Below are 24,954 nucleotides of genomic sequence, written 5' to 3'. Positions count from 1 at the left end.
AAACGGGGTGACTCGGTGCGGGTCTTCCTGGCAGGCGCGCCCCGCTCGCATTACGGTTTCGGCATGGGAACGGACTCGCGCCTGGCTGTCACCTCCGAGGTCGGCACATTGCGCACGGTGCTGCTGCACCGGCCCGGCGATGAGCTACGCAGGCTCACCCCGAGCAACAACGATCAGCTGCTCTTCGACGGCATCCCCTGGGTGGAACGCGCCCAGGAGGAACACGACGCCTTCGCCGCCGTCCTGCGCGGGCGCGGCGTGGAGGTGCTGCTGCTCGCCGACCTGCTCACCGAAACACTCGCGACCAGCGGCGCCGCCCGTATCCAGGGCATCTCCGCCGCCGTCGACGCGCGCAGGCTCGGCCACGATCTCGCCGACCAGCTCGCCGCCGAACTCCGCAAGGTCGAGGCCCCCGAACTGGCCGACATCCTCATGGCCGGAATGACTTTCGACGAACTGCCGTTCGGTCCCGACTCCACGTCGCTGGTGCGGCGGATGCATCACGGTGCCGATTTCGTCATCGACCCGCTGCCCAACCTGCTGTTCACCCGCGACTCGTCGTTCTGGGTCGGTCCCAAGGTGGCGATCACCTCCCTCGCGCTGCCCGCGCGCAGTCGCGAAACCTCCATCACCGACCTCGTCTACGCCTTCCACCCTCGTTTCCTCGGCGTGCGCCGGGCCTACGAATCACACACGGCCCCCATCGAAGGCGGTGATGTGCTGTTGCTCGCTCCCGGCGTCGTCGCGGTGGGCGTTGGCGAGCGAACCACCCCCGCCGGCGCGGAAGCGTTGGCGCGCAGTCTTTTCGACGACGACCTCGCGCACACCGTGCTGGTGGTGCCGATCGCCCAGAACCGCGCGACCATGCACCTGGACACCGTGTGCACCATGGTCGACACCGATGCGGTGGTGATGTACCCAGGCGTCCGGGAAACCTTGCAGGCGTTCACGATTCGCCGCGAGGACGGCTTCGCCGGACGTGGTGACACCGAACGCATCAGCATCAGCGGCCCCGAACCGTTCCTGCCCGCCGCTGCCGCCGCGATGGGCATCCCGACCCTGCGGGTGATCGACACCGGCCGCGACGGACCCGCCGCCGAACGCGAGCAGTGGGACGACGGCAACAACACCCTCGCGCTCGCCCCCGGCGTCGTGGTGGCCTACGAACGCAACGAGATGACCAACTCCCGCCTGACCGACGCGGGGATCGAGGTGCTCACCATCCAGGGTTCGGAGCTGGGGTCCGGGCGCGGCGGCCCCCGATGCATGTCCTGCCCGCTGTCCCGAGACGAGGTGTGATGTTCCACGTCGAGCTGTCCGCCGATTCCACCCAGCCGCCCTACGAACAGTTGCGCATGGCGGTGATCGAACAAGTCCGCGCGGGCACGCTCACGGCGGGCACCAAGATCCCCACCGTGCGGGCGCTGGCCGCCGACCTCGGCATCGCACCGAACACCGTCGCCCGCGCCTACCGCGAACTCGAGGCCGACGGTGTCCTCGAAACCCGTGGCCGCCAGGGCTCTTTCATCGCGTCGTCGGGCGACCCCACCCGCGATATCGCCGGCCGCGCCGCCGTCGAATACGTGACGACCATCCGCAGGCTCGGCCTCGCCGACAGCGACGCCATCGACTTCGTCCACCGTGCGCTCGGCTGAGGTGTCAGCGCCAGCTCGGTAACCAGAGGTGGTCCTGCCAGGTGGCGGGGCTGATCGGCATCCCGGTGAGAATGGGCCACAGCCAGACGAAATTCGCGATCACCAGGCCCAGGTAGATGGAGACGATCAGCAGCCCGAGGGCGTAGCGCTCGTCGACCGGGGCGGGCAGGTAGGTGCCCGTCGGGCTGCGCGGTATCCCCACTGGCCGCGACGAACCGAGGATGTCGCCGAGGACAAGCGCGATACCCATCACGAGGAACGGGGCGAGCACGACGGCGTAGAAGAAGTACATCTGCCGGTCGAGGGTGAGGAACCAGGGCAGCAGACCGGCGCCGTAGCCGACGAGCACCGCCGCGTACCGCCAGTCCCGCCGGGTGACGCTGCGCCAGATCATCCAGCCCAGCGCAGGCAGCGCGAGCCACCACAGCGCCGGGGTGCCGATGGCCATCACGGCCTTCACACACTGCGCCTCGCCGCATCCGGTGACGGTGCCGTCGGCGTAGTAGTAGAGCATCGGGCGCAGACCCATCGGCCAGGTCCACGGCTTGGATTCCCACGGGTGGTGATTGCCCGCCGAATTGGTGAGAGTCGAATGGAAGTCCAGGGTTTCGCCCTGGTAGTACCAGAGCGAGCGCAGGGCGTCGGGCAGGAACGCGAATGCCCCACCGGTGCCGATCTGATTGCCGACCGCGTGCCGGTAGGTCCCGGTCTCGCTGGCGAACCACGCCCAATACGACGACAGGTACACCACGAGTGGAATGACGACGAGGGCGTACAGCGCGGGCCCCACATCGCGCACCAGCGTGCCGACCCACGGCCTGCGCACCCCGTACGCGCGCCGGGCGCTCACGTCGAACGCCACGCTCATCAGCCCGAAGAACATGATGAAGTAGATGCCCGACCATTTGGTTCCACAGGCCAGACCGAGCAGCACACCGGCGCCGAAACGCCACCAGCGCACCCCCAGCCGTGGTCCCCAGTCGGTGAGCCCGATGCGACCGGCCAGGTCGGCGGCGGCCATGCGCTCACGCACCTCGTCGCGATCGACGATCAGGCAGCCGAACGCGGCGGTGACCAGCAGTGCCATGAAGATGTCGAGCATGCCGATGCGTGAGGACACGAAGGTCAGGCCGTCGGCGATGAGCAGGATGCCCGCGAACGCGCCGATCAAGGTGGAGCGCGACATCCGGCGCACGATCCGGATCACCAGCAGCACCAGCACGGTGCCCGCCAGGGCGGCGGTGCCGCGCCAGCCCCAGGCGTTGTAGCCGAACAGGGCCTCGCTGAGGGCGATGAACTGTTTGCCGACCGGGGGGTGCACCACCAGGCCGTAGGCGGGGTTGTCCTCGACTCCGCCGCCGGTGACCATCTGCCAGGCCTGCGGGGCGTAGTGCTTCTCGTCGAAAACCGGTGTGCGCGCGTCGGTGGGAGAGTTCAGGTTCAGGAAGCGGGTGACGCCCGCGATCACCGTGAGCACCAGGGTGACCGCCCAGCCCCGCGCGGTGTCGAGCGGCCCGAAATCGGGGGCGGGTCGCAGCGGCACCGGGCTCACCACGGCCGACACCGGGCGCGTCGAACGGGCTTCGGTCACCGGGATCACGCCCCGATCGTAGGCGGTGCCACCGACTCGGGCCGAGCCGACACCGGTCGGGACCGGGTCACCTGACAGAATGGACGTCGCGCCATCCACTGGCACCGCGCGCCGCACGCACCGCCTGCGGCCGAACTCCCGGAGAGGCGGAACCCCACCGTGTTGGTCCTAGCGGCAACCCCGATGGGCGATATCGGCGATGCGTCGCAGCGTCTGCGCGACGCGCTCGGCACGGCCGATGTGGTCGCCGCCGAGGACACCCGACGCACCAGATCGCTCGCCAAGGCTCTCGGTGTGGAGATCACCGGCCGCGTCGTCAGCTTCTACGACCATGTCGAGACCGCCCGCATTCCCGCCCTGCTCGACGACATCGCGAGCGGGCTCACCGTGCTTCTGGTGACCGACGCGGGTATGCCGTCGGTGAGCGACCCCGGTTATCGACTGGTGGCCGCCGCGGTGGAACGCGACCTGCCCGTCACCTGCCTGCCCGGCCCGTCGGCCGTCACCACCGCGCTCGCCCTGTCGGGCCTGCCGGTCGAACGGTTCTGCTTCGACGGTTTCGCACCGCGCAAAGGCGGCCAGCGCCGGGAGTGGTTGCGCACCTTGGCGTCCGAACAACGCGCCTGCGTCTTCTTCGAAGCACCCCACCGCCTCGCCGACTGCCTCGCCGACGCCGTCACTGTCCTCGGCCCCGACCGCCGCGCCGCCGTCTGCCGCGAACTCACCAAAACCTACGAAGAAGTCGTCCGCGGCACCCTCGGCGAACTCGCCGAATGGGCGGTCGACGGCGCGCGCGGCGAAATCACCGTGGTTCTCGAAGGCGCCCAACCGGTTTCGGCCGAACCGGCCCAACTCGTCGACGAAGTCGAAACCCTCGTCGCGAGCGGTATGCGCCTCAAAGACGCCTGCGCGGAAGTATCGGCAGGCCGAGGCGCCTCCCGCCGCGAACTCTACGACGCCGTACTCGCCGCCCGCTCCGCCGAGTGACAACGAAAGCTATTCCTCGGCAATAGCTTTCGATCATACGATTGATCTGTCCGATTAGCTGTTCGTCTCGGTCGCGGAATAGGGTTCAGCTATGTCCGAGCGACCAACGAGTCCGCATGACGCAGTGTGCCGCCGGGTCCTCGGCCGACCCGAGGACGCCGCCTCCGAGCTGCGCGCGATATTGCCGGAAGAGTTTGCCGCCCTGGTCGACTGGACGTCACTGAAACAGCTGCCGACGGGTTTCGTTTCGGCTCACCTGACAGCGCGCTACAGCGACCTGCTGTATTCCATATCTGTAGCGGGTCAGGAAACCTACCTCTACTGCTTGATCGAACACCAAAGCAGCACAGACAAATTGATGGCGCTGCGCTTGATGGAGTACATGGTGGCGATCTGGACTCGCTATGCCGCCAAAAATCCCGGAACTATCACGCTGCCGTTGATTGTCCCGCTGGTGATCCACGCGGATCCGAAAGGACGGTGCTGGTCGGCGGCCACCGACTTGTCGGAACTGTTCGCACTCACCCCGCGGATGCGAGCGGCGATGGGCGAGCTGGTGCCCAGAATGCGGTACTTGCTCGACGATATCGTTGCCACCGACCTACCCGAACTACGCAAACGTCAACTCACCCCCGCCGTATTGGTGATGCTGTACGCGCTGAAGGTGGCTCCCGGCCGCCACGATGCGGCCGCACGACTGTTGCCGCTGGTAGACGACGTGGCGGCGATGTTCGCCGGTCCGAACGGACGCAGCGACCTCCAAGCCCTGGTGGAGTACATTATTACTGTCAGCGATACGGACCCGTCGGGATTCGATCCGTTGTTCGATCGCCTGGGAGCGCAGGCGAAGGAGGTCGTCGTGACAACCGCAGAAAAGCTGATCGCTCGAGGCGAAGCCCGAGGCGAGGTCAGGGGCCGGGTGAATACTTTGCTCCGGCAGCTCGATCGCAAGTTCGGCGGGGTTCCCGAAACGGTTGTTGCCCGGGTGCGGGCGGCAGACACTGCCGAACTGGACCGGTGGACCGATCAGATTCTGACCGCAACGACGCTCGACGAGACCCTCAGCTGAAATAGCAGTTTTCTGGCTACTCCTTCGGCTCCACGTACCGGGGGAACACCGGTTCCGGGGCCGGGAGGTCGGTTCCGGGGGCGAGGGGGGTGGGGATGTCGGCGAAGGTGCGGGCCTCCTGGCCGAGGAGGTCGAGGATCTTCGCGGCGGAGCCGGGCATCACCGGCTGGACCAGGATCGCGACGATGCGGACCACCTCGAGGGTGACGTAGAGGACCGTCGCCATGCGGGCCAGGTCTTCCTCGGTGCCCGACTTGCGCAGGGCCCAGGGGGCATTGGCGGAGAAGTAGCGGTTGGTCTCGCCGAGGGTGAGCCAGACGGCTCCCAGGGCCAGGTGCATCTGCTGGGCGTCGAATTCGGTGCGGCACTTGTCGAGCAGGCCCGCCGCGCGGTCGAGCAGGGCGCGGTCGTCGGCGGTGAATTCGCCCGGCGTGGGGACCTTGGCGTCGCAGTTCTTGTTGACCATGGTCAGGCTGCGCTGCACCAGGTTGCCGAATTCGTTGGACAGGTCGCTGTTGATGCGGCCCGCGATGGCCTCGTTGCTGTAACTGCCGTCCTGGCCGTAGGAGATCTCGCGCAGCAGGAAGAAGCGCACCTGGTCGAGGCCGTAGGTGGAGACCAGTTCGAGCGGGTCGACGATATTGCCCGTCGACTTCGACATCTTCTCGCCCTTGTTGTACAGGAACCCGTGCACGAACACGCGCTCCGGCAGTTCGATGCCCGCCGACATCAGGAACGCGGGCCAGTACACCGTGTGGAAGCGGGTGATGTCCTTGCCGATGATGTGCACGTTCGCCGGCCAGAACTTGCGGAACCGCTCGGAGTCGGTATCCGGGAAGCCCACGCCGGTCAGGTAATTGGTGAGCGCGTCGACCCACACGTACATCACGTGATCGGGATGACCGGGCACCGGAACACCCCAGTCGAAGGTGGTGCGCGAGATCGACAGGTCTTTGAGCCCGGCCTTGACGTAGCTCACGATCTCGTTGCGCCGGGTGGCCGGGGCGATGAACTCCGGATGCGTCTCGTAGAGCTCGAGCAGTTTGTCCTGGTACTGCGAGAGCTTGAAGAAGTAGTTCGACTCCTCGGTCCAGGTGACCGGGGTCTGCGTCTCGGTGGACACGCGGGTGCCGTCGTCGAGGAGGGTGGTCTCCTCCTCGGTGTAGAACGCCTCGTCGCGCACCGAGTACCAGCCGGAGTAGTTGTCGAGGTAGATGTCGCCGTTGGCGAGCATGCGCTCCCAGATGGCGACGCTCGCGGCCTTGTGGTCCTCGTCGGTGGTACGGATGAAGCGGTCGAAGGAGACGTCGAGGGCCTTGTCCATGGCCTCGAACACGTCGGAGTTGCGTGCGGCGAGTTCCTGGACCGGAACGCCTTCGGCGGCCGCGGTCTGCTGCATCTTCTGGCCGTGCACGTCGGTGCCGGTCATGAAGAACACGTCGTAGCCGTCGAGACGCTTGAAGCGGGCAAGCGCGTCGGTGGAGATGTACTCGTACGCGTGCCCCATATGCGGTGCACCGTTCGGGTAGGCGATGGCCGTTGTGATGTAGAAGGCCGGCTGCTGCTCGCTTCGCTCGCTCATGATGGCAACTACTGTAATCCGCGTGGCAAACCAGAATCGTCCGGCTCCGCCTCCTCCCGCACCGCTCGCACCGCTGATCGACGCGCACACCCACCTCGACGCCTGCGGCGCGACCGATGCCGCCTCGACCACCGCGATCGTCGACCGGGCCGCCGCCGTCGGTGTGGGCCATGTGGTGACGGTCGCCGACGACCTCGCCGCCGCGCAGTGGGCGGTCCGGGCCGCGCACTGGGACCCGCGCGTGTACGCGGCCGTCGCGCTGCACCCCACCCGCGCCAACGCCCTCGACGACAAGGCCATGGCCGAACTGGAGAACCTCGCCACCGATCCCCGCGTCGTCGCGATCGGTGAGACCGGCCTGGACTACTACTGGCCGGGCAAACTCGACGGTTGCGCCGACATCGAGACCCAGATCGAGGGTTTCCGCTGGCACATCGACCTGGCCAAGCGGGTGCGCAAGCCGCTGATGATCCACAACCGCGAGGCCGACCACGACCTGCTCACGGTGCTGCTCGACGAGGGCGCCCCCGACACCGTGATCTTCCACTGCTTCTCCTCGGACGCGAACATGGCGCAGGCATGTGTGGCCGAGGGGTATGTGCTCAGTTTCTCGGGAACGGTGAGTTTCAAGAACGCGCACGAATTACGTGAGGCGGCCAAGCTGGTACCCGACGATCAGATCCTGGTCGAAACCGACGCGCCGTATCTGACGCCGCATCCGTATCGGGGGGCACCGAACGAGTCGTACTGCCTGCCGTACACGGTGCGCGCGCTGGCCGAGATCCGCGAACAGGACCCGGTCGAATTGGCGGAGACCACCACGGCCAATGCCCGAAGGCTCTATCGCATTCGCTGAGTCCCTTTCGCCCTGTTGTCAGGGGGCTGGACGATAAACGTGTTTCGGCTCACATTTCTGTGTCGAAGCCGTTATCTACCTGCGATGTCTATATCGAATCGTGATGTGTGGTCCCGCTGATCGGGCGGCACCCTGTTGTCCCATGTCGACATGCTCGTTATCGTTCCGTAACCATGTCGGCTTTCGCACGGATCAACTCGTCCCGCTCGCCGCTGCTGTACGCGGCGGCGGCGGCCCTGTTGCTGGTGTTGCTCGTCGGCGCCTCGATGGCCATCGTCAACCACAAGACGGTGGCGATCGTGGTCGACGGAGAACGCGTCGAGCTCACCACCATGTCGCGCGATGTGCGCGCGATCCTCGACGACGCGGGCTACGAACTCACCGAACACGACGACGTCCGCCCGTCGGCGGGCACGAAGGTGTCCGACGGCGCGACCATCACCCTCAACCGCGGCCGCGAGATCACGGTGATCGTCGACGGCGCCGAACGCAAGGTGTGGACCACCGGCATCACCGCCGGTGAGGCGCTCGCGCAGATGCAGATCCCGGCCGACACCCACGTGGTGCCCACCCGCACCGAGAAGCTGCCGCTGGCCGGTGCCGCGCTGAGCGTGTACACCCCGCGCACCGTCACCGTCGTCGACGGTGGTGGCGAACCGGTCGACGTGCGCCTGGCCGCCCCGACCGTCGGCGATTTCCTCACCGCCGCGGGCATCCCGCTCAAAGACCAGGACTTCGCCGAGCCCGCCGCGAGCACCCCGCTCACCGGCGATATGAAGGTCACCGTCACCCGTCAGCGCGTCGAGGAGCGCACCGAGACCCTGCCGCTGGAACCCACCGAGCAGGTGATCGAGGACGTCACGATGAACATGAGCCGCACCGTCGTGGAGAACCCCGGTGCGCCCGGCCTGCACGAGGCGACTTTCGCGGTGACCATGATCAACGGGGTGGAAGCCCATCGCGTGCAGACCAATTCGAAGGTCATCACCCCGGCTCAGCCCAAGACCATCCGCAAGGGCGCCAAGCCGGGCACCGAGGTACCGCCGGTCCGCGACGGCGACATCTGGGACGCGCTGGCCAAGTGCGAGTCGACCGGCAACTGGTCGATCAACACCGGCAACGGCTACTACGGCGGCATCCAGTTCGACCAGAGCACCTGGGAACGCCAGGGCGGCCTCAAGTACGCCCCCCGCGCCGACCTGGCCACCCGCGAGGAACAGATCGCCATCGCCGAAGTGACCCGCGCCCGCCAGGGCTGGGGCGCCTGGCCCGCCTGCACCGGCCGCCTCGGCCTGAGCTGATCAGGTAAGTCGCTGTCACGGCGGGGGATTGCCGTGCGGTAGCGTGCTCTCGTTTCGCCGGGTCTGCTGTGCTCGTGCGGCGGGGTCGGCTTCGGACGAGTCGACGGGTGGTTGAGATGCGCGGTGTTTCGGCGTTGCGATGCGCTGCTGCGGCGGTGGCAGTTTCGGTGGGACTCGGAATCTGTGCGCCGGGTGCGCGCGCGGAGTCGCCCGGGGAGGTGCTCGCGGTGATGCCCGCAGTGCTGCGCGGGCTGGACGCCGAGATCATCGACTACTCGACCAGGGGAGTCGGCGGGACGACCCAGCCGGCCAGCGGCGTGCTGTATCTGCCCGACGGCACCGCGCCCGAGGGCGGCTGGCCGATCGTCGCCTATGACCACGGCACCACCGGGCTCGGTTCCGGCTGCGGTGGGCAATCGGAACCGGCGGGGGCGCCGTGGCCGGAATCGCAAGTGGGACAAGACGAATTCATCCGGCACGTTGTGTCGCGCGGGTTCGCGGTGGTTGCCCCGGATTATCTGGGGCTCGGTCGGTTCGACACCGGGCCGCATCCGTACCTCGACATCGATACCGAGGCGACCGCCACGCTGGATCTGCTGCGCGCCGCCCGGTCGGTGCATCCGGAGCTCTCGGCGGTGTGGCTGGCATCGGGCATGTCGCAGGGTGGGCATGCCGCGCTTGCCACCGCACACCGGCAGGCGAGCTACGCGCCGGAGCTGGATTTCCGTGGCACCATCGCCGTCGATCCGGCCTCGGATGTGGAGAAGGTCGCCCCGCTGCTCGGCCCGGGTAACCCGGACCGCGTGAGCGGCGGCACCCTCGGTTTCTCGGCGAGCATTCTCGCCGGCTTGCGTGCGGCCCGGCCGGAGGCGCAGGTCGACAGCTACCTCAGCCCGCTCGGTCGGCAGGTGCTCGACGAGATCGGCACGCTGTGCCAGGACGCCATCGACGACCGGGTCGCCGATCTCTACCTCGGCGACCTGCTGTCGCGCTCGCTCGGCGAGGAACCGCTGCGCTCGGTGATGACCGACTACATGGCCGTGCCCACCAGCGGTTACGACGCACCGATCCTGCTGCTGGTGAACGCCACCGACCGGACGGTGCCGTCCCCGCTGCACGCGGCGCTCGCGGCGCAGTTCGCCGCGGGCGGCGTGGCATTCGAGACGGTGGTCGGCACGGGGAGTCATACCCAGCTGAGCCCGGCGATGTGGGTGGCTATCGATCAATTCCTGGCTCGAGCACGCTGATCCCGACCACCTATCTGTACACTCGTCCAAGTTCATGATCCCCCTGGTGGAGAGACGAGTCCATGTCTGACAAGCCGATCAGAGCGGCCGTTGTCGCGGCCCTGACCTCCGCCGCGCTGCTCGCCGGTCTGGCTCCCGCCTCCGCCGAAACGCCCGGCTCGCTCATCTCGGCGCAGGCCGAGGCGGCGGGCTGGCACGGCCTGGATCGCGGCTCGTCCATCGAGTACTGGATGACCGACTCCGCCGGCGTCGCCCGCCCGGCCAGCGGTGCCCTGTTCCTGCCGAGCGGTGACGCACCCGCCACCGGCTGGCCGATCATCGCCTACGACCACGGCAGTTCCGGCTCCGGCCGAGGCTGCGGCGGTCAGGCCGACCCGGAGACCGCGCCGTTCCCGGCGCAGCGCGCGGCCGAGGACCGGCTCATCAAACGCTTCGTCGAGCAGGGCTTCGCCGTCGTCACGCCCGACTACCTGGGCCTGGGCCGCTTCGACACCGGTCCGCATCCGTATCTCGAGGTGCGCAGCGAGGCGACCGCGACCATCGATCTGGTCCGCGCGGCCCGCGCCGCCGAACCCGGTCTGTCGCGCACGTGGAGCGTGGTCGGTACCTCACAGGGCGGGCACGCGGCGCTGAGCTCGGCACACGTGCAGTCCTCCTACGCTCCCGAACTCGATTTCCGGGGCACCGTCGCCATCGATGCCGCCTCCGATGTCGAGAAGGTCCTGCCGTTCATGGGACCGGACGTGCCGGGCCCGCCGGGGAGCACGATCTTCCTCGTCAGCATCCTGGCGGGTCTGCGCGCCACCCACCCCGAACTCGACGTGGACTCCTACCTCACGCCGCGTGGCAAGGCCGTCATCGACGCGGCCGCGGGCCAGTGCCTCGACACGATCGTCGCCGAGACCAAGGGGATGACCTCGCGCGATATGTTCGTCCGCCCGATCGAACCGCTGCGTGGCGCCCTCGCGGCCTACATGGCCCTGCCGACCAGCGGCTACGACGCGCCGATCCTGCTGACCATGAACGTCACCGACACGATCGTCCCGTCCCCGCTGCACGCGGCGCTGGTCGCTCAGTTCGCCGTGAACGGAGTGGACCACCAGGTGCTGCCCGGCACCGGCACACACGGCTCGGTGACACCGGCCCAGCTCGATGCCATCGATGCCTTCCTCGCCCGCGTCAATGCCGCCCCACCACAGCGCTGAGCTGCCCGATCGGCGAGGTTGGTAAGTTCTAGCAGTGCCCGAACCCGATAATTCCGCTCGTGGTCCCGCCGCGCTGCTCGGCCCCGCCGAGGTTCGTACGCTGGCCGAACGCTTCGGCGTGCGACCGACCAAACAGCTCGGGCAGAACTTCGTCCACGACGCGAACACGGTGCGGCGCATCGTGTCCGCGGCGGGTGTCGGTCGCGGCGACACGGTGCTCGAGGTCGGCCCCGGTCTCGGCTCGCTGACGCTGGCCCTGCTCGATGTGGTCGACCAGGTGGTCGCCGTGGAGATCGACCCGGTGCTCGCGAACTACCTGCCCGAAACCGTCGCCGATCGCGCTCCCGACCTGGTCGGGAATCTGCGGGTGGTCGAGGCCGACGCGCTGCGTGTGCGCGCCGATCAGCTGCCCGCCGAACCCACCGCGCTGGTGGCGAACCTGCCGTACAACGTGGCCGTGCCGGTGCTGCTGCACCTGCTCGCCGAGTTGCCGAGCATCAAGGTCTCGCTGGTGATGGTGCAGGCCGAGGTGGCCGACCGGCTCGCCGCCGAACCGGGCAACCGGGTGTACGGGGTGCCGAGCGTCAAGGCGGGTTTCTTCGGCAAGGTCCGGCGCGCGGGTCATGTGGGTACCCAGGTGTTCTGGCCGGTGCCGCGGGTGGAATCGGGCCTGGTCCGCATCGATCGGTATGCCGAGCCGCCGTGGCCGATGGACGACGCGCATCGCAGGCGGGTGTTCGAGGTGATCGACTCGGCCTTCGCCCAGCGGCGAAAGACCTTGCGGGCGGCGCTGTCCGGCTGGGCGGGTTCGCCCGCCGAGGCCGAGCGCAGGCTCGTCGCCGCGGGTATCGATCCGACGGCGCGTGGTGAGACTCTCGAGACCGCCGCGTTCGTGAAACTGGCTGCTCAGGGCTGAACCCTTGTGGCCCGCACCCCGTCGGTGCGGGCCACAGCAGGATCAGCGGGCGAGTTCGTACCCCGCCTCGTCGACGGCGGCGGCCACCTCGGCCTCGGACACCTCGTTCGCGCTGTCGACGCGCACGAGTCCGCTGGCCAGGTCGACGTCGACGCTGGTGACGCCGTCGATCTTGCCGATCTCCTGCTTGACCGAGCTCACGCAGTGTCCGCAGGTCATCCCCGTGACGGTGTAAGTGGTGGTGGCCATGGCCGACTCCTTCGCTCGAATATACGGTCCCGGGGTATGCCCCCGACACCAACGAACATACCCCCCATGGGTACTGAGCGCAAGCCCTCGGTTCGTCCATCGCGGATACCCACCGACCGGTCGGCCGTTTCTGCGCCCATACTCGTCGGTACTACCGGTTACGCTTGGTGATCGTGCTGTCAGTTGTGCCCAGCCCGGTCGTCGTGCGCGCTCCTTCGAAGGTGAATCTGCATCTCGGAGTCGGTGATCTGCGCGCCGACGGGTACCACGACCTGACCACGGTCTTCCAGGCATTATCCCTGTCCGACGACCTACGATTGGCCCCCGCCGCCTCACTCACCGTCCGGGTGACGGGGGAGGGCGCGGCACAGGTCCCCACCGACCGGACCAATCTCGTCTGGCAGGCCGCCGTCGCGCTCGCTCACCTGGCCGGGCGTGCGCCACTGGTGGAGATCGCCATCGCCAAGGGCATCCCGGTGGCCGGTGGCATGGCGGGCGGCAGCGCCGACGCGGCCGCCGCGCTGGTCGGGCTCAACGAGCTGTGGGACCTGGGCCTCGGCCGCGATGAACTGGCCTCGGTCGCCGCCGAACTCGGCAGCGACGTGCCGTTCGCCCTGCACGGCGGCACCGCACTGGGCACCGGTCGTGGTGAACAGCTGCTGCCGGTGCTGTCGCGCAACACCTTTCACTGGGTTCTCGCCCTCGCTAAGGACGGGCTGTCCACCCCGTCGGTCTTCCGCGAACTCGACCGCCTGCGCGAGGAAGGCGACCCGCCGCGCCTCGGCCACCCGCAGAAACTCCTGCAGGCCCTGGCCGCAGGCGACCCACACGCCCTCGCCCCGCTGCTCGGCAACGACCTGCAGGCAGCCGCCCTCTCCCTGAAACCGGAACTGCGCCGCACCCTGCGTGCCGGGGTCGGAGCCGGTGCGCTGGCCGGGCTGGTGTCGGGGTCCGGCCCGACCTGCGCGTTCCTCTGCGAGACGGAGGAAGCGGCCATCGCGGTGGCCGCCGAGCTGGCCGGTGCGGGCGTGTGCCGCAGCGTGCGTACCGCGAGCGGCCCGGTCCCCGGCGCACGGGTGCTCGACCACGAGCCGCAGGCCAAGCACTGACCGCCGTCACCGAGCTGCCGCGGGCGGCTGGCGCCGCATCCTCTACGATTCGTACCAATAGATCTCGCAAGAACATGGGTAACTCATCGGGGACGGGCTAACTGGCCCCGCGTTCCGCCTGTCGGCCGCCGGCGCGCCGTGCCCCCGCCACCTATGTCTGGCTTGAATTCGCGGAGAGGCGGAAATGTCGAACCTGATCAACCTCGAACAAGTCTCCAAGAGCTTCGGCATCAAGCCGCTCTTGGATGACGTCTCCCTCGGTATCCACGCCGGGGAACGAATCGGGGTGGTCGGTCTCAACGGTGGCGGTAAGACCACGCTGCTCGAGGTGCTGACGGGTCTCGAACCGCCCGACAGCGGCCGGGTGAGCCGGGTCGGTGGGCTGCGGATGGCCGTGGTCACCCAGCGCGGTGTGCTGCCCGAAGGGGCGACGATCGGGTCGGTCGTGCTCGCGGGACTGTCCGACGATCTGTCGACCGTCGACATCGCCGAACACGAGTGGGCCGCCGACGCGCGCATCCGCACGGTGCTCGAGGGCATCGGCATCGCCGACCTCGGCCTCGACACCCCGGTGACCAACCTGTCCGGTGGGGAACGCCGCCGCGTCGCGCTGGCCGCCGCGCTCGTGCGCGACCTCGACCTGCTGGTGCTCGACGAGCCGACCAACCACCTCGACATCGAGGGTGTGCAGTGGCTGGCCCAGCATCTGATCGCCCGTCGTACCGCGCTGGTGGTCGTCACCCACGATCGCTGGTTCCTCGACACCGTCGCCACCCGCACCTGGGAGGTCGTCGGCGGCAAGGTGGAGACCTACGAGGGCGGCTACGGCGACTGGATCTACGCCCGCGCCGAACGCGCCCGTCAGGCCGACGCCTCCGAGGCGCGCCGCGCCAACCTGGCCCGCAAGGAACTGGCCTGGTTGCGCCGGGGCGCCAAGGCCCGCACGTCCAAGCCGCGCTACCGCGTGGAGGCCGCCGAGGCGCTGATCGCCGATGTGCCGCCGCCGCGCGACTCCGTCTCGCTGGCCGCCTTCGCCCGCAAACGCCTCGGGCGCGTGGTGATCGAGCTCGAAGACGCCACCCTCACCACCCCCGACGGCCGCGAGCTGGTCAGCGATCTCACCTGGCGGCTCGCGCCCGGCGAACGGGTCGGTCTCGTCGGCGTGAACGGTTCGGGCAAGACGACGCTGCTGCGCGCCCTGGCCGGCGACGCGGAACCGGCCGCGGGCAAGCGGATCCAGGGTCAGACCGTGCAGATCGGCTGGCTGCGCCAGGAACTCGACGACCTGCCCACCGATATGCGTGTGCTGGAGGCGGTGCAGCAGATCGCGCAGCGAATCATGCTGGGCGACAAGGAGATCTCGGCCGGGCAGCTCGCCGAGCGGCTCGGGTTCACCCCTGCCCGTCAGCGCACCCCGGTCGGTGACCTCTCCGGTGGTGAACGCCGTCGCCTGCAGCTCACCCGCATCCTGATGGCCGAACCGAACGTGCTGCTGCTCGACGAGCCGACCAACGACCTCGATATCGACACCCTGCAGCAGCTCGAGGACCTGCTCGACAACTGGGCGGGCACCCTCGTGGTCATCAGTCACGACCGCTACCTGGTCGAACGCATCTGTGACTCCACCTGGGCCCTGTTCGGCGACGGCAAGCTCACCAACCTGCCCGGCGGGATCGACCAGTACCTCACCCGCCGCGCCGCGCAGACCGACGCCGCCAAGCCGATCAACACCAAGTCGACCGCCACGTCGACGGATTCGGCCGACCGCCGTGCCGCGCGCAAGGAACTCTCGCGCCTGGAACGTTCCATCGCCAAGCTCGACGAGCGCGAGCAGAAACTCCACACCGCCCTCGCCGACGCCGCCACCGACCCGGACAAACTCGTCAAGCTCAACACCGAGCTCAAAGAGGTCGTCGCGGAGAAGGAAGCGGCGGAGGAGCGCTGGATGGAACTCGCCGAGCTGGCCGAAAGCTAGGTTGCGGTCTCTCGTCCGTCGTTGATCACGACCGGTAGACAGGTCTGGACGAAGTCGGCGCCGAACTCGGTGAGCACGATGCTGCGGTAGCTCACCTTGGTGCCGAAACTCGCGCGCTTCAACGCCTCTCGCACCTGTTCCTGCGCCTCGATGAGCTGGTAGCGGCTGGGGTTGCCCACCGGCTCGCGGGTGGACTCGATGAGCCCGAGCCTGCGCAGGTTCGGCAGGTACTGCGGCACCCGGTTCGGAAAGCGCAGGCCCGCATGCTCACCGAGCATGGTGAGACCGCTGATGAGGCGTTCGCCGCCGAACGCCCGCTGACGTCCGGTGCGCACGTCGATCGACGGCTGCGGTCCGTCCACGTGCAGAAACCGCAGGATGCGCGCCTCGTCGGGGGTGATCTCGGCGAGGATGCCCGGGTAGGCCGGATGCGAATCCGGTGCCACCGCATGGGTACTCGCCGACAGGCGGAGCAGTTCGGCGCCCTGTTCGCGCAGCGTCGGCATGCCCGGACCACCGTGTTGTTCCCCGCTCTGGGGAAGGCCGAGGGCGTTGCGCAGCCGGTCGCGTACTTCGGTCTGCGCGTCGGCGAGTACCTCGGCGGGCGGTGCGCCCGCGATACTGCCGCGCAGCACCGTGACCGTGACACCGAGGGCGGTGTCTAGAGTCCACATCGTCATCCCCGACGCGGCGGTGATCGCCACGCGCGCGACACCGGTCGCCGCGCGGGCGGTGCGCACCGGTGATACCGGGAGCACGCCGCGGCGGGCATCGGGCGACGGCACCGACCGTCGCACCAGTTCGGTGGACGGAGGTCCGTCGTCTACATCCATGTCGTCGCTACTCCTGTTCCGAAGACCAGGATGTGAGCGTATCCGGCAATGAGCCCCAGCGCGCCGCCATGGACGAAAAGCAACCATTCGTCCTGTTTGATCGCCGAACGCAGCATGTCCACGAAGTCGTGCGGCGAAAGCGCGGACATTTGCCGGGCGATGAATTCGTTGACCTGGCGGCCCTGCTGGACATTGAACTCGGGGTCGGCGAAGGCCATCGGCGCGATCGTCATCGCCTCGGCGGTGAGGGTGGACTGCAGCGAGTCGTATTCGCGGCTGCCGAGCATGAACTTCACCGCGGGCCTGGCCGGGCCGAGGGCGCGGTCGGCGGCCGGGCGCAGCGTGTCCTCTAGCATCTGCAGCGTGCGGTCCGAGCGCGGGCCGTTGAGCAGTTCGTCACCGATATTGGCGACGGTGAGCACCTCGGTCGACACCAAAGCCGCGTAGCCGGAAGTGATTTCGGGCTGACGCTTGATGAGCAGACCCTGCCGCCACGGGCACCACCACTTGGGTTCGGCGGGCGCGAAGATCATGTTCAGACCCACCCAGTTCACCACCCAGCCGATCACGATGCCGCCGAGCGGCAGCACGATCAGGGGCGAGAGCGACGTGGTGTGCAGTGCCAGTACGAGCAGCAGGCCGCAGGGCGCGCCGAAATAGAAACCGAAATTCTGCATGAACCGGAGTTCTTTGGCGCCGAGCACCTGGAACAACTGGTTGAGCAATTGCGGGCGTGCCTGGAAATAGCGGATCACCATCTGCTTCACATCGAGCAGCTGATCGATATTGGTGCCGAGTTCCATGGTGAGTTCGCGCAGGATCTCGGGTAGTTGCGAGCGCACCCGCTGGTGGATCATCTCCCTGACCTGGGTGGGCAGGTTGTACCAGAGCTGCGGATGCTCACGGCGCAGGATCACCTCGACGATGTCGCGAATCTGCGCGTCGGCCACCTGGGCCAGATGCTCCGCGAGTTTGTCCGGCTCGAGTTCGCGGTAGAAGTCGGAGACGCTGCCCAGTTTCGACAGACCCTTGTCGACCGCGATGCTCGCCATTTTGTCGGCCCGGGAGGGGACGATGCCCTGCCAGCCGATGCGGCCGTCGTAACTGAGCAGCGGCAGCACCTGAATTCGCTTGGGCAGGTAGGGAAACACCGTGCGCAGGCCGGGCAGCTTGACGCCGTGGAACTCGAGCGGCCGGAACAGCATGAGAATGCCGGTCCAGTTGGTGATGTAACCGATGACGCCTGTGAACAACGGGATGGTCAGAATTTCGAGCAGGAGCGTCGGATGTATACCGAACACACTTTCCAACACTGACGACACCCTCCTGCCGATACCCGGTGACCACCGCCTTCACCGGCGTTCAAAAACTAGCACCCCCGCGGCGAGGTGACCCTACTGTGAGGTACGGAACCGGGTCCATTCGCCGTGCTCCAGGCCACAGGGTAGTGTCTGAGACATCAGTCACAGAACCTGTCGCGGATGCCGCACTCGGCCCACCGAATCGGAACAATGACCATCACCACATTTCGTGACAGGCCACAATCGAGGCGCGGACAGGGGCGCGCGGTAGATCGCACTGTGCCTGGAGCGTGGTCGGGCAATAATCTGGTGGGCGATCGTTGTCCACGGCGAGACTTCGGAGTAGGACGTTGACAGACGACAGGACCGGACAGGACCTGGCCCGTGCCGGTACCCGCGCCGTCGAGCGCAGCTCGGATGTCGAGCAGCGACAGATCAGTAACGAAGCCCGCCTGATCCGCGGGGTGTTCCGGGCGGCCGGACTGGCCGCGGGCACCGCCGTGCGCGGCAGCCAGTGGGCCGTCGGCACCACCTACGAGGTCACCAAGGAGCTGGCGCAGGCCGCGCTCGACGGTGAGTCGTCCGCCGATATCGCCGAGCGCACCGGCAACGCGCTGCGCTCGATCGCCCGCAGTGCACTCGGCGTCACCGAGGGTTCGGTGCGCGAGATCGTCAGCTATGTGCCGACCACCAACGGTTCGGGCCAGCAGTCCCTCGCGGTCGGCCCGTACCTGCGCTCCACCACCACCGAGGAACTGCGCCGCCGCGGTGATGCGCTGCTGGCCCGCTCGGCCGACGTGTACTTCACCGAGGACGTGCACCCCGCCTACGACCGCATCCTCGACGAGATCGCCCCCGACGAGGCCCGCATCCTGCGGTTCATGGCCCTCAACGGCCCGCAGCCCGCCGTCGACGTGCGGACCAACCGCCCGCTCGGCATCGGCTCGGAACTGGTGCAGGGCGACCTCACCTCGGTGCCCGAACAGGCAGGCGTGCGCTATCCCGACCGGGCCCGCTCCTACCTCATCAACCTCAACCGCCTCGGTCTCACCCTCACCTCCGACGACCCGGTGGTGCTGAGCCGCTACATGGTGCTCGAGGTGCAGCCGGTCGTCGAGGAGGCGCTCAAGAAGGCCGGGCGCGCGCCGAAGATCGTGCGCAAGAGCCTTCGCCTCTCGGAATTCGGCGAGGACTTCTGCCGCACCTGCTTCACCATCGGCTAGCCCAGACAGTCCGGGGCCCGAGCGGGCGCAGGTCACACTCCGGTTTCGACAGGGGTAGCGATCGGGTACAGATCCGCCTCGCGTGGGCGATCCGGTGGGATCGTGGAGGCATGGAGCAAGGGCCCGGGTCTGTGAACGCGCGCGTCGAGGAGGTCGATGTGCGTCGTGAACGCTCGGGGCCGCTGTTACCCGGGGCGGAGGAGCCGTTGGTCGCCGGGCACGGGACGGACAGTGTGATCGCCGACGACGAACAGCCCGCCGCCGCGCCGCCCGAGCAACCGAAGCCGCGCCCGCCCGAGCACCCCGACGACGTCACCGCGATCAGCAGACTCAAATTCCGCTACCTGCGCACGCTGGACACCAAGTCCTGGGACGAGTTCGCCGACACCCTCGTGCCCGAGGCCACGGCAACCTACAGCGAATACCTGCAGTTCGAGTCGCGCGAGGCCTTCCTCGCCTTCCTGCGCAACACCCTCGGCCCGCACGTCATCACCGAGCACCGGTGCGACCACCCCGAGATCGATGTCGACGGCGATACCGCCACCGGCACCTGGTATCTCGCCGACACCGTGCTCATCCCCGAACACAACATGTGCCTACACGGCGCCGCGTTCTACACCGACCGCTACGTGCGCTGCGACGACGGCTACTGGCGCATCGCCCACACCGGCTACGAACGCACCTACGAGGTGGTCCTCTCGCTCAGCGACCTGCCGAGTCTGCGGCTCACCGCGAGCCGCTGGGGCATGATCTCCCAGGACGTCTCCCGGGTGGAACGCGAACCGGAGGAGTAGCCGCCTTCCCGGCCCAGACAGCTAGTCGGCCGTGGCCACCAGCGGCTCGAGGGTGAGATCCGGGTGTTCCTTCTCGATGTACTGCAGCCGCCACTTGTCGCTGAACAGGGCGAGGATCGCGCCGTCGGTGCGGGTGAACACCTCGACTCCGCGCTGGCGGTCCAGCTCCGGCGCCGACTCGGCATCGGTGCGCCTGGCCAGGGTGTAGGCGAGGAAGTCGAGCTGGGTCTCGACATTGAACTCGGCCTGCATCCGGGCGGTGACCACCTCGAACTGCATGGGTCCGACGGCGGCCAGCACGGGCGAGGCGTCACCGCGCGCGTCGTTGCGCAACACCTGGACCACGCCCTCGGAATCGAGCTGGTCGATGGCCTTGCGGAACTGCTTGTACTTGCCCGCGCTCTGGGCGCGCAGCGTCGCGAAGTGCTCGGGCGCGAAGCTCGGGATCGGCGGGAACTCGACCTTCTTGTCCACGAACAGGGTGTGTCCCGGTGCCAGGGCGGTCGCGTTCACCAGACCGACCACGTCGCCGGGGTAGGCGGTGTCGACGGTGGTGCGTTCGCGGCCGAACACCGTGAGCGCGTACTTCGTCGCGAAGGGGCGACCGGTCTGGGCATGCGTCACGACCATGCCGCGTTCGAACTCACCCGAGACGATGCGCATGAAGGCCAACCGGTCGCGGTGGGCGGTGTCCATACCGGCCTGGACCTTGAACACCACCGCGCTGAACGGGTCACGGGTCTCGCGGGGTTTGCCGTTCACATCGGCGCGCGGGCCGGGTGCCGGCGCCAGCGCGACGAGGGTCTCGAGCAGTTGGCGCACACCGAAATTCAGCATCGCCGAGGCGTAGATGACCGGCGAGGTCTGCCCGGCGAGGAACAGTTCCTGATCGTGGTCCTGCCCGGTGGCCGAGAGCAGTTCGCTCTCCTCGGCGGCGGTGGTCCACGCCTCGCCCTCGCGTGCCTCGGCCTCGGCGGGCGTCAGCGATTCCTCGGGGGCGATCGTCGCCCCACCGGCGGTGCGGGTGAAGTGGATGTACTCCGTCGCCTCACCTTCGGGCCCGCGGCGCAGCAGACCGCGGAAGTCGCCCGCGATACCGACCGGGAGGAACAGGGGAGTCGGGGTGAGGCCGATGCGCTCGCTGATCTCGTCGAGCAGTTCCAGCGGTGCCTGGCCCGGACGGTCCCACTTGTTGATCACCGTGATCACCGGGATGCCACGGTGGCGACACACCTGGAACAGCTTGAGCGTCTGCGGCTCGAGGCCCTTGGCGGCGTCGATCAGCATCACCGCGGCGTCGACCGCGGTGAGCACCCGGTAGGTGTCCTCGGAGAAATCGGAGTGACCGGGCGTATCGACGAGATTGATGACACTGTCGACATCCGAACCGGCCGCACGGTAATTGAACTGCAGCGCGGTCGAACTCACGGAGATACCGCGTGCCTTCTCCATTTCCATCCAGTCCGACACGGTCGACTTGCGACCGGCCTTACCGTGGATGGCGCCCGCCTCGGAAATCATCTTCGCGTGCAGGGCCAGCGCCTCGGTGAGCGTCGACTTACCCGCGTCGGGGTGCGAGATCACGGCGAACGTGCGGCGACGGGCCACCTCGGCGGGCAATCCGCGCGGAGTGGGGACGGCGCTCTCTCCGGACTCGGTCAACACAGAACCTCTCGCAGTGGTCGGCAACCAATCGAGTTTATTGGAGCGCCGGCGCGCTCGAGGTCGCGCCCCCTCCTCAGGGTCGGGGCGTGGGGGCTGGGAGTTCGAAGCTGGAGCGGTTTCAGGTCGGCCGATCGGGTGCGGTATGGTGGTCGGGTTGTCTCGGCGAGGGTGAGTCGCACCCCGTGTGCTCACCGTGATCGACGCGGCTCGGCCTTTCCGGTCGTCCTCGTTCGTTCTTCGTCCGACGAGCAGACCACCCGACCCCGGTAGATGGGTCGCCCTTGACCAGCCCGGAAGAGCCGTAGGAGCGCATCAGTCATGTCCGACGTGAACCAGATCGAAGCCGCCGTCCGTACCGAATTCGGTAAGGGCGCCGCTCGCCGTACCCGTCGCGACGGCAACGTGCCCGCCGTGCTGTACGGCCACCAGTCCGAGCCGCAGCACCTGTCGCTGGACGCCAAGGCCTTCGCCGCCATCCTGCGTCTGCACGGCACCAACGCCATCCTGAGCCTGAAGATCGACGGCAAGGAGCAGCTGGCGATGACCAAGTCGGTCGTTGTCCACCCGATCCGTCGCTACATCGAGCACGCCGACCTGCTGATCGTCAAGCGTGGCGAGCGCGTCGTCGCCGACGTCAACGTCGTCGTCACCGGCGATGCCGCCGCGGGCACCCTGGTCACCCAGGAACTCAACAGCCTGTCGATCGAGGCCGACGCGATGAACCTGCCCGAGAGCATCGAGGTCTCGGTCGAGGGCGTCGAGGCGGGCACCCAGATCCAGGCGGGCGACATCGCGCTGCCCAAGGGCGTCACCCTGGCCGGCGAGCCGGAGATCCTGGTCGTCAACGTGATCCAGGCGCCGTCGGCCGCTCAGCTCGACGACGAGGGTGAAGGCGCCGCCGCCGCGGGCGACACCCCCGAAGAGACCGAGTAAGACGCTCCACGGTTCGGCCGATGACCGAATCCTCCGGGCCCGCACTCGTGGTGGGGCTGGGTAACCCCGGCCCCGAATACGAGCGCACCCGCCACAATGTGGGCTTCCTGGTCGCCGACGTGCTCGCCGAGCGCGTCGGCGGCCGTTTTGCCGTGCACAAGAAGTCCGGCGCCGATCTGCTGCAGGCCCGCCTCGACGGCCGCCAGGTCCTCATCGCCAAACCGCGCACCTACATGAATCTGTCCGGGCGCCCGGTGGCGGCGCTGGCGAAGTTCTTCTCGGTGCCCGTCGATCAGGTGATCGTGGTGCACGACGAATTGGATCTGCCGTTCGGGACGATCCGGCTCAAGCAGGGTGGCGGCGAAGGCGGCCACAACGGCCTGCGGTCCATTTCCCAGGCCCTCACCACCAAGGACTACCTGCGCACCCGGATCGGCATCAGCCGCCCGCCTGGTCGTCAGGATCCGGCTGACTATGTGCTCAAGCCGTTCTCGGCCCCCGAACGCAAAGAGGTGCCGGTGATCGTGGAGCAGGCCGCCGATGCGGTGGAGCTGTTGCTGAAGGCCGGTTTGGAAACCGCCCAGAACCAGCTGCACTAGCGAACTTTCGACAATGAGCCCTCCCCGGTTTCGGGGAGGGCTCGTCGGCGTCAGCGGAGGTGGGCTGCCGTCGCTGTGCGGCGGAGCTTTCCCGAAGAGGTCTTCGGGAGGGCGCCGGGGCCCAGAATGGCTACGGTGCGGGGGCGGGCGCCTACCTCGGCGAAGACCTCGTGGACGATCTCACGTTCGATGCGTTTCACCTCGTCGGGGACCTGGTAATCGTTGGATTCGACTACCACGGCGAAGCTTTCGCGTTTCTCGCCCGCGTCGAGGCGCACAGCCACGGCATTGCCGGGGCGAACTCCCTGCACGCGCAGGGCGGCGCGTTCGATGTCGGTGGGGTAGATGTTGCGGCCGCCCATGATGATGACGTCCTTCATGCGGCCGCACACCACGATGAGGCCGTCGTCGGTGAAGTAGCCGATGTCGCCGGTGTCGAGCCAGCCGTCGGCGTCCTGGGCGGGGCGGAAACCGTCGACGGTGACATAGCCCGAAGTGACGGCAGGGCCACGCAATTCGATGACGCCCACCGAGCGCACCGGCAGCGGCTGACGCTCGTCGTCGACCACCCGGCCCTCGAGATCGTCGACCAGGTGGCCGAGGGTCGGCAGTTTGCGCGGCGTGCCGTGATGGCCGTCCTCGGCGACGGGCACCGCCTTGCCGACGGCCTCGAGCAGATCCGCGTCGACGATATCGAGCACCATGCCGTGACCGGGATCGGGAATCGACACGGCGAGGGTGGTTTCGGCCATGCCGTAGACGGGGGTGAGGGCAGACGGGTTGAGGCCGAACTGTTTTCCGGCCTCGGCCAGGGCCGTCATGGTATCCGGGTCGACCGGTTCGGCGCCGTTCCACATGTAGCGCACGCTCGACAGGTCCATGCTGCCCGGTTCGGCCTGCCGCAGCCGGCGCGCCAGCAGCGAATACGCGAAGTTCGGTGCGGCCGTGACGGTCCCGCGATACTTGGCGATGAGTTCGGCCCACAGCAGCGGCCTGGCCAGGAAGTCGAGCGGCGTCACGCACACCACCTCGGCGCCGAACTGCATGGGCACACTGAGGAATCCGACCATGCCCATGTCGTGGAACAGCGGCAGCCAGCTGATCATCACGTCGTCGTCGGTCTGGAACTTGACGCGATTGAACATCGCGTAGGCGTTGACGTAGAAGTTGCCGTGGGTGATGCGCACGGCCTTCGGCGAGCCCGTCGACCCGGAGGTGAGCTGCTGCAGGGCGATATCGGCCTCGGTGGTCGGCACCGGATCGGAGTCGGCGCCCTCGGCCAGGTCCGCCACCCGGACCACGGTGATCCCGCGCTCCCGCAGCACCGGTTCGGCGGCGGCGAACGGCTCACCGAGCACGACGGCCTTCGCCTCGATCATGTTCAGGACGGTCTCGGTGTCGCGTACCCAGACCGCGAGGTCGGTGCGTGGCGTCGGCTGGTGCAGCATCGTGATCGAGGCGCCACGCATCCAGATCCCTTGGCACACAGGGGCGATGTCGACCGGCAGCCCGGCGAGCACACCCACGGCATCGCCGTGCCCGATCCCGGCGGCCGCGAGACCGCCCGCCATCCGCCGCGCCTGGCGATGGATTTCCCCCCAGGTCTGCCGAAGCGGTGCCTCGGGTTCTCCGGTGACCAGCCCACGCGGGCTGGACAGCGCTGTGGCAAACATTTCGTCGGTGAACCTGCTCAACGTCGGACTCCCTTTACGCCAACGATCGGTTACGGCCGTGCTCCCAACAAGATCCCGCCCCGTGATTCCGGTGTTAACCCCAATTGCCCCCGGCACCCCTGTGTGAACACGATAGCCGCTGCCTCCGACTGCTCTGGCCACACCGGGGCAATTGCCTGCCGGAGGCAGCG

At 68.1% G+C, this 24,954-nt stretch carries 22 protein-coding genes; 15 read left to right on the top strand and 7 right to left on the bottom strand.

Translation table 11 applies throughout. From position 1 onward, the window contains the following. Positions 1–63: 63 nt before the first annotated feature. Together arcA and NCO8_RS08865 are read left to right on the top strand one after the other, a co-directional pair. Entirely contained in the window at positions 64–1,299 is a 1,236-nt protein-coding gene (arcA, locus tag NCO8_RS08870) for an arginine deiminase (RefSeq protein WP_067485485.1), read from the top strand. After that, on the top strand, positions 1,299–1,655 hold the full coding sequence (locus tag NCO8_RS08865; RefSeq protein ID WP_067637953.1) for a GntR family transcriptional regulator: 357 nt from the start codon (positions 1,299–1,301) through the stop codon (positions 1,653–1,655). Before arcA ends, NCO8_RS08865 begins: the two co-directional genes overlap by 1 nt. Positions 1,656–1,659: 4 nt before the next feature. Here NCO8_RS08865 and NCO8_RS08860 read toward each other — a convergent pair whose 3' ends face one another. Beyond that, positions 1,660–3,210, bottom strand: a complete 1,551-nt coding sequence (locus tag NCO8_RS08860; protein WP_067638042.1) for a dolichyl-phosphate-mannose--protein mannosyltransferase — start codon at positions 3,208–3,210, stop codon at positions 1,660–1,662. Between the two features lie 195 nt (positions 3,211–3,405). Here NCO8_RS08860 and rsmI point away from each other — a divergent pair, with 195 nt between their 5' ends. After that, complete coding sequence (rsmI, locus tag NCO8_RS08855; protein WP_084456794.1) at positions 3,406–4,233, top strand: 16S rRNA (cytidine(1402)-2'-O)-methyltransferase; 828 nt, start codon at positions 3,406–3,408, stop codon at positions 4,231–4,233. A gap of 91 nt (positions 4,234–4,324) precedes the next feature. Further along, positions 4,325–5,302, top strand: a complete 978-nt coding sequence (locus NCO8_RS08850) for an Rpn family recombination-promoting nuclease/putative transposase (RefSeq protein ID WP_084456792.1) — start codon at positions 4,325–4,327, stop codon at positions 5,300–5,302. 16 nt (positions 5,303–5,318) lie between these two features. Here the strand turns inward: NCO8_RS08850 and metG are convergent, their stop codons facing one another. Beyond that, positions 5,319–6,884 carry a methionine--tRNA ligase gene (metG, locus tag NCO8_RS08845; protein WP_067637947.1) on the bottom strand — a complete coding sequence of 522 codons (1,566 nt, stop codon included), beginning with the start codon at positions 6,882–6,884 and terminating at the stop codon, positions 5,319–5,321. A 22-nt stretch (positions 6,885–6,906) separates the two neighbouring features. On the opposite strand from metG, the gene NCO8_RS08840 reads away from it, so the two are divergent. From NCO8_RS08840 to rsmA, 5 genes are all read left to right on the top strand, one after another. Continuing rightward, positions 6,907–7,740, top strand: a complete 834-nt coding sequence (locus NCO8_RS08840; protein ID WP_243749754.1) for a TatD family hydrolase — start codon at positions 6,907–6,909, stop codon at positions 7,738–7,740. A 173-nt stretch (positions 7,741–7,913) separates the two neighbouring features. Continuing rightward, the gene (locus tag NCO8_RS08835) at positions 7,914–9,041 is read left to right on the top strand and encodes a resuscitation-promoting factor (RefSeq protein WP_067637945.1); all 1,128 of its coding nucleotides are present in this window, start codon (positions 7,914–7,916) and stop codon (positions 9,039–9,041) included. A 116-nt stretch (positions 9,042–9,157) separates the two neighbouring features. Continuing rightward, positions 9,158–10,288: an alpha/beta fold hydrolase gene (locus NCO8_RS08830; RefSeq protein ID WP_067637943.1), complete on the top strand. Its 1,131-nt coding sequence runs from the start codon at positions 9,158–9,160 to the stop codon at positions 10,286–10,288. A gap of 62 nt (positions 10,289–10,350) precedes the next feature. Further along, positions 10,351–11,493 carry a lipase family protein gene (locus NCO8_RS08825; RefSeq protein WP_067637941.1) on the top strand — a complete coding sequence of 381 codons (1,143 nt, stop codon included), beginning with the start codon at positions 10,351–10,353 and terminating at the stop codon, positions 11,491–11,493. A 34-nt stretch (positions 11,494–11,527) separates the two neighbouring features. Next, positions 11,528–12,409, top strand: a complete 882-nt coding sequence (rsmA, locus tag NCO8_RS08820) for a 16S rRNA (adenine(1518)-N(6)/adenine(1519)-N(6))-dimethyltransferase RsmA (RefSeq protein ID WP_067485505.1) — start codon at positions 11,528–11,530, stop codon at positions 12,407–12,409. A gap of 42 nt (positions 12,410–12,451) precedes the next feature. Here rsmA and NCO8_RS08815 read toward each other — a convergent pair whose 3' ends face one another. Then, positions 12,452–12,658 (bottom strand): cation transporter, encoded by a 207-nt coding sequence (locus NCO8_RS08815; RefSeq protein ID WP_067485507.1) that lies wholly within the window; start codon positions 12,656–12,658, stop codon positions 12,452–12,454. 173 nt (positions 12,659–12,831) lie between these two features. Here NCO8_RS08815 and NCO8_RS08810 point away from each other — a divergent pair, with 173 nt between their 5' ends. Next, positions 12,832–13,767, top strand: coding sequence for a 4-(cytidine 5'-diphospho)-2-C-methyl-D-erythritol kinase (locus tag NCO8_RS08810; RefSeq protein ID WP_067638039.1), 936 nt, complete (start codon positions 12,832–12,834; stop codon positions 13,765–13,767). 184 nt (positions 13,768–13,951) lie between these two features. Next, positions 13,952–15,742 carry an ABC-F family ATP-binding cassette domain-containing protein gene (locus tag NCO8_RS08805; RefSeq protein ID WP_067637940.1) on the top strand — a complete coding sequence of 597 codons (1,791 nt, stop codon included), beginning with the start codon at positions 13,952–13,954 and terminating at the stop codon, positions 15,740–15,742. Here NCO8_RS08805 and NCO8_RS08800 read toward each other — a convergent pair. Both NCO8_RS08800 and NCO8_RS08795 read right to left on the bottom strand, forming a co-directional pair. Beyond that, positions 15,739–16,575, bottom strand: coding sequence for an Abi-alpha family protein (locus tag NCO8_RS08800; RefSeq protein WP_067637936.1), 837 nt, complete (start codon positions 16,573–16,575; stop codon positions 15,739–15,741). The two genes, NCO8_RS08805 and NCO8_RS08800, sit on opposite strands and share 4 nt — an antisense overlap. After that, positions 16,566–17,888 (bottom strand): DUF445 domain-containing protein, encoded by a 1,323-nt coding sequence (locus NCO8_RS08795; protein ID WP_084456789.1) that lies wholly within the window; start codon positions 17,886–17,888, stop codon positions 16,566–16,568. Before NCO8_RS08795 ends, NCO8_RS08800 begins: the two co-directional genes overlap by 10 nt. Positions 17,889–18,226: 338 nt before the next feature. Here NCO8_RS08795 and NCO8_RS32390 point away from each other — a divergent pair, with 338 nt between their 5' ends. Then, on the top strand, positions 18,227–19,099 hold the full coding sequence (locus NCO8_RS32390) for an Abi-alpha family protein (RefSeq protein WP_084456787.1): 873 nt from the start codon (positions 18,227–18,229) through the stop codon (positions 19,097–19,099). A gap of 206 nt (positions 19,100–19,305) precedes the next feature. Further along, on the top strand, positions 19,306–19,893 hold the full coding sequence (locus NCO8_RS08785) for a nuclear transport factor 2 family protein (RefSeq protein ID WP_370465680.1): 588 nt from the start codon (positions 19,306–19,308) through the stop codon (positions 19,891–19,893). A 21-nt stretch (positions 19,894–19,914) separates the two neighbouring features. Here the strand turns inward: NCO8_RS08785 and NCO8_RS08780 are convergent, their stop codons facing one another. Further along, the gene (locus tag NCO8_RS08780) at positions 19,915–21,555 is read right to left on the bottom strand and encodes a peptide chain release factor 3 (RefSeq protein ID WP_157104839.1); all 1,641 of its coding nucleotides are present in this window, start codon (positions 21,553–21,555) and stop codon (positions 19,915–19,917) included. A 321-nt stretch (positions 21,556–21,876) separates the two neighbouring features. On the opposite strand from NCO8_RS08780, the gene NCO8_RS08775 reads away from it, so the two are divergent. Both NCO8_RS08775 and pth read left to right on the top strand, forming a co-directional pair. After that, complete coding sequence (locus NCO8_RS08775; RefSeq protein ID WP_067485514.1) at positions 21,877–22,491, top strand: 50S ribosomal protein L25/general stress protein Ctc; 615 nt, start codon at positions 21,877–21,879, stop codon at positions 22,489–22,491. Between the two features lie 20 nt (positions 22,492–22,511). After that, the gene (pth, locus tag NCO8_RS08770) at positions 22,512–23,090 is read left to right on the top strand and encodes an aminoacyl-tRNA hydrolase (RefSeq protein ID WP_067485516.1); all 579 of its coding nucleotides are present in this window, start codon (positions 22,512–22,514) and stop codon (positions 23,088–23,090) included. Positions 23,091–23,140: 50 nt separating this feature from the next. Here the strand turns inward: pth and NCO8_RS08765 are convergent, their stop codons facing one another. Then, positions 23,141–24,784 carry a fatty acyl-AMP ligase gene (locus NCO8_RS08765; RefSeq protein ID WP_067637932.1) on the bottom strand — a complete coding sequence of 548 codons (1,644 nt, stop codon included), beginning with the start codon at positions 24,782–24,784 and terminating at the stop codon, positions 23,141–23,143. Positions 24,785–24,954 lie beyond the last annotated feature (170 nt).

Origin of the sequence: Nocardia coubleae NBRC 108252, from assembly GCF_001612805.1 — a bacterium.
Lineage (GTDB): Bacteria > Actinomycetota > Actinomycetes > Mycobacteriales > Mycobacteriaceae > Nocardia > Nocardia coubleae.
Note: the sequence above shows the minus strand (reverse complement) of the source record. Positions and strands in the feature narration are given on the sequence as shown.

Bases quoted from the DNA above. Each gene is read 5' to 3' on its own strand.
- NCO8_RS08865 (WP_067637953.1), top strand. From the start codon at position 1,299: ATGTTCCACGTCGAGCTGTCCGCCGATTCCACCCAGCCGCCCTACGAA.
- NCO8_RS08835 (WP_067637945.1), top strand. From the start codon at position 7,914: ATGTCGGCTTTCGCACGGATCAACTCGTCCCGCTCGCCGCTGCTGTAC.
- NCO8_RS08815 (WP_067485507.1), bottom strand. From the start codon at position 12,658: ATGGCCACCACCACTTACACCGTCACGGGGATGACCTGCGGACACTGC.
- NCO8_RS08830 (WP_067637943.1), top strand. From the start codon at position 9,158: ATGCGCGGTGTTTCGGCGTTGCGATGCGCTGCTGCGGCGGTGGCAGTT.
- NCO8_RS08805 (WP_067637940.1), top strand. From the start codon at position 13,952: ATGTCGAACCTGATCAACCTCGAACAAGTCTCCAAGAGCTTCGGCATC.
- arcA (WP_067485485.1), top strand. From the start codon at position 64: ATGGGAACGGACTCGCGCCTGGCTGTCACCTCCGAGGTCGGCACATTG.
- NCO8_RS08850 (WP_084456792.1), top strand. From the start codon at position 4,325: ATGTCCGAGCGACCAACGAGTCCGCATGACGCAGTGTGCCGCCGGGTC.
- NCO8_RS08775 (WP_067485514.1), top strand. From the start codon at position 21,877: ATGTCCGACGTGAACCAGATCGAAGCCGCCGTCCGTACCGAATTCGGT.
- metG (WP_067637947.1), bottom strand. From the start codon at position 6,884: ATGAGCGAGCGAAGCGAGCAGCAGCCGGCCTTCTACATCACAACGGCC.
- NCO8_RS08800 (WP_067637936.1), bottom strand. From the start codon at position 16,575: ATGGATGTAGACGACGGACCTCCGTCCACCGAACTGGTGCGACGGTCG.
- pth (WP_067485516.1), top strand. From the start codon at position 22,512: ATGACCGAATCCTCCGGGCCCGCACTCGTGGTGGGGCTGGGTAACCCC.
- NCO8_RS08825 (WP_067637941.1), top strand. From the start codon at position 10,351: ATGTCTGACAAGCCGATCAGAGCGGCCGTTGTCGCGGCCCTGACCTCC.